The 3,210-nt window shown below is 58.0% G+C and carries 2 protein-coding genes, 1 pseudogene and 1 other annotated feature; of the genes and pseudogenes, 2 read left to right on the top strand and 1 reads right to left on the bottom strand.

Features of this window, described 5'->3' with window-relative positions; translation table 11 throughout:
- A pseudogene (locus BLR85_RS27945) lies at positions 1-1,337 on the bottom strand (transposase); the annotation flags it as partial.
- Positions 934-1,050 (bottom strand) — a sequence feature (AL1L pseudoknot). (Overlaps the previous pseudogene by 117 nt.)
- A 221-nt stretch (positions 1,338-1,558) precedes the next feature.
- On the opposite strand from BLR85_RS27945, the gene BLR85_RS27940 reads away from it, so the two are divergent.
- Positions 1,559-1,840, top strand: a complete 282-nt coding sequence (locus BLR85_RS27940) for a hypothetical protein (protein ID WP_093165098.1) — start codon at positions 1,559-1,561, stop codon at positions 1,838-1,840.
- On the top strand, positions 1,837-3,174 hold the full coding sequence (locus BLR85_RS27935; RefSeq protein WP_093165095.1) for an O-antigen ligase family protein: 1,338 nt from the start codon (positions 1,837-1,839) through the stop codon (positions 3,172-3,174). Before BLR85_RS27940 ends, BLR85_RS27935 begins: the two co-directional genes overlap by 4 nt.
- Positions 3,175-3,210 lie beyond the last annotated feature (36 nt).

Below are 3,210 nucleotides of genomic sequence, written 5' to 3'. Positions count from 1 at the left end.
CCTGCCCCGGCCAATCCCGGTCGCGGCATAACTGAGCGGAACATACACTTAGAAAACGGCTCCAAACTGTTCAGACAAACCGAGCCACCTCTCTCTGTCGCTTCATAGAAGTTCGTTTCGGCTTCGGCTGGCGGAATGTTCGCGATGGGGCCGAGAAGGCGCCTGTTGTTGAACCAGTCAATCCATTTCAGGGTTTCCCACTCGACAGCATCGGCTGACTTCCATGGTCCCAGGCGATGTATGACTTCCGCCTTGAACAGCCCGATGATCGTTTCCGCCAGCGCGTTGTCGTAGGAGTCTCCTACGCTGCCGACAGACGGCTCAATGCCCGCCTCGGCCAGACGCTCGGTGTAGCGAATTGACAGGTATTGCCCGCCACGATCCGAATGATGGGTCAGACCATCAGCGGGCCGGCGTTCGTAGAGTGCTTGTTCGAGGGCATCGAGGACAAACTGGGTCTGCTGTGATCGGGACGCACGCCAGCCGACGATGCGATTGGCGAAAGTATCGATTACGAAGGCGACATAGACGAAGCCCTGCCACGTCGACACATAGGTGAAGTCGCTGACCCAGAGCGTATTGGGTGCGGGCGCTCGGAACTGCCGGTTTACCTTGTCCAGTGGGCATGGCAGCGCCGGGTCCGGGATGGTGGTCTTCTGAGCTTTGCCACGTATAACGCCCTGTATTCCAAGCTTTCGCATCAGGCGCTCTACGGTGCATCTGGCAACGCTGAAGCCCTCCCGCCGCAACTGGTGCCAGACCTTGCGCACTCCGTAGACCTCGAAGTTCTCTTCCCAGACCCGTTGGATCTCCGGCATAAACTCGGCGTCACGGCGGGCGCGATCACTGGCACGGGACGGATCGCGAGCAACCTAGAGCCCGGCATAGTAGGTCCCTCTCGGCGATTGCTTCCAATCGCCTGCCGGCAATGGACGGGGCAATCGGCAGCACCTTGCAGATCGGCTCGACCCAGTGTTCCATCCGGTGCTCGTCGATGAAGGAAATCATCTCTTCAGTGGGCGGTCGAGCTCCGCCTGGGCAAAATACGCGCTCGCCTTTCTCAGGATCTCGTTCGCCTGGCGCAGTTCTCGCACCTCACGCTCCAGCTCCCGGATTCTGGCGCGTTCGTCACTGGTGACCCCATCCCGGCGGCCCCGGTCCACGTCGCTCTGCGCAACCCACCTGCGCAGGGATTCCCGGCTGCATCCGATCTTCAGTGCAATCGCCCGGATCGCGGCTGATCGGTCCTGATGCCGACCCGCATCGTCCAGAACCATCCGAACCGCTCGCTCGCGGGTCTCAGGTGAATAGCGGTTCAATCTGCTGTCTTGTCCCATAGGCTCCATCCATACTTACTTCGGAGCCTCCGGTGAAACCGGGGCGGTTCAGTGGGCTCGGTTTTCTCCCTTGTCGCGGATAGGCAACTAGGTAAAGATGTATGGTGAGATTTAGTCGAGGTCGCTTGGCACGAAACGTCACTTGGCCGAAAGTGGCTTTCGTGTCACGGATGTCCTTCACACTGGCTTGGCGACATTGCCCGGGGATGGGAACTACGCCAATGGAATTGGTTGCAGATCAAACCCGAATAGGCTGTTTGAATAGCAAGGGGCAGCCTCGTTTCGTGATGATCAACCTTGCGCATGATCTTCTCACTTTCGTCATCAAACGGCAAGAAGTGACGCGCCGAGGGCACCGGATCGCGCTTGAACTCCGGCAACATGCTCCGGCCGAAAACCCAAAGTTTCTAAGGCTAATTGTCAACAGAAACCTCGCTGTCATTTCGCTGCTGCAACACTGCGTGCTCGAACGAAACTCGATAGCCCAGGAGAGTGTTTCATGACGCGGCTCGTTCCCGCTCAGGTGCGCGGGCAAGGGAGGAGTTCAACCGGAAGAACCCGACGGGATTTCTTCGGGCTTCGGGAGGCCGGAGCGGCAAACGCATCCGGAACCCTCGCCGCCCTCGCGGTGGGCCTGTCACCAATGAACTACCTGCGTTTCGACGCGATTTATGTCACAGCCTCGGACGTGGCGATGATTATGGCCTTCGTCGTCGCGCTGGCCACCAGCCGAATAAGTTTAAACTTCTTCGGCCCAGGCACCAGCCTCTGGCTGATCTCTGTTCTGCTCTTCTGCGGCGGGTTGATACTCGGGTCGCTGGTGAATGGAGACCCGCTGGACCTTGCGAGGGTTTTCTCCCAGTACTTCTTCTCCTTGGTGTTGCTGCCAGTCGTGCTGGCTGGGCGAAGCCACGCACAAGTGGTCGCGTTGCTCAAAGTTCTGTTGGCGTCCATGGTCTTCGTCAACCTGTTTGGAATTTACGTGGTGCATTTCATCGATGAGCCGAGCTTGCGCCTAGTCTCTGGAAACGGCCGGCTTCTTTCTCTTGTCGAGCGGGCAAACGAATGCGCCGCTCTGTCGGCCATCGCCATGGTGTTGCTTCTGGGGCTTCATCTAATGGGACGCCTCCGGGCCCGATGGGTAGTCCTCGGGCTGCCGATCCTGTTCTATGGTGTCCTGCTGACGGGGTCGAATTCCGGCCTGTTGACCAGCATACTGGGCATAGGGGCGATCGTGCTATTTTGCGGCACGGCTCGCCACATCGTTGCAGCGCTCCTTCTGGTAGTTGGAGCAGCAAAAGTATCTTTTGAATATGGGGCATATTTCCTGCCTGCAGTCTTTCAGGAACGTGTATTCGGGGCAATCGTCAGTGGGAGCGCGGCCGAGGCCGGTACGTTTGTCGGCCGGGCGCACCTAAATGAAGAGGCGCTGCAGGTGGCGCGCGACACGCTGATTTTTGGACTAGGCGCTGACCAGTATCGGGAGGCCAGCATGCATCAAAATCCGGTGCACAACGCCTTCCTTCTGGCGCTGACCGAGGGTGGCATACTGTCCTTGATGGGGCTTGTCGGGCTACTGCTGACTGGCGTTTTTTTGGCGATGCAGGCGATGCGAATGAGGCATTCCCAGAAAGATGGAATACTGACGCTAGTCGCCCTGCTAATCTTTACTCTAATGCTAAACATGCTCCCGTTCTTCTATGGGCGTTTTTTCAACGTACCCCTCGTTCTCTTTATGGCATTGAGTGCGTCTCGACTTTCCGAGGCGAACGCGTCTCTTAAAGCGGTTCCATCTCACCTTGAATCGTCGGGGATTCCTTTTGGGATAGATGCATGATTCCTTCCAGTCAGGAGGACTATGCCATGCCCAACG

The organism is Aliiruegeria lutimaris, assembly GCF_900099935.1.
GTDB classification, from domain to species: Bacteria; Pseudomonadota; Alphaproteobacteria; order Rhodobacterales; family Rhodobacteraceae; genus Tropicimonas; species Tropicimonas lutimaris.
The sequence above is the reverse complement of the archived record's forward strand: the minus strand, read 5'-3'. Positions and strand labels throughout refer to the sequence as shown.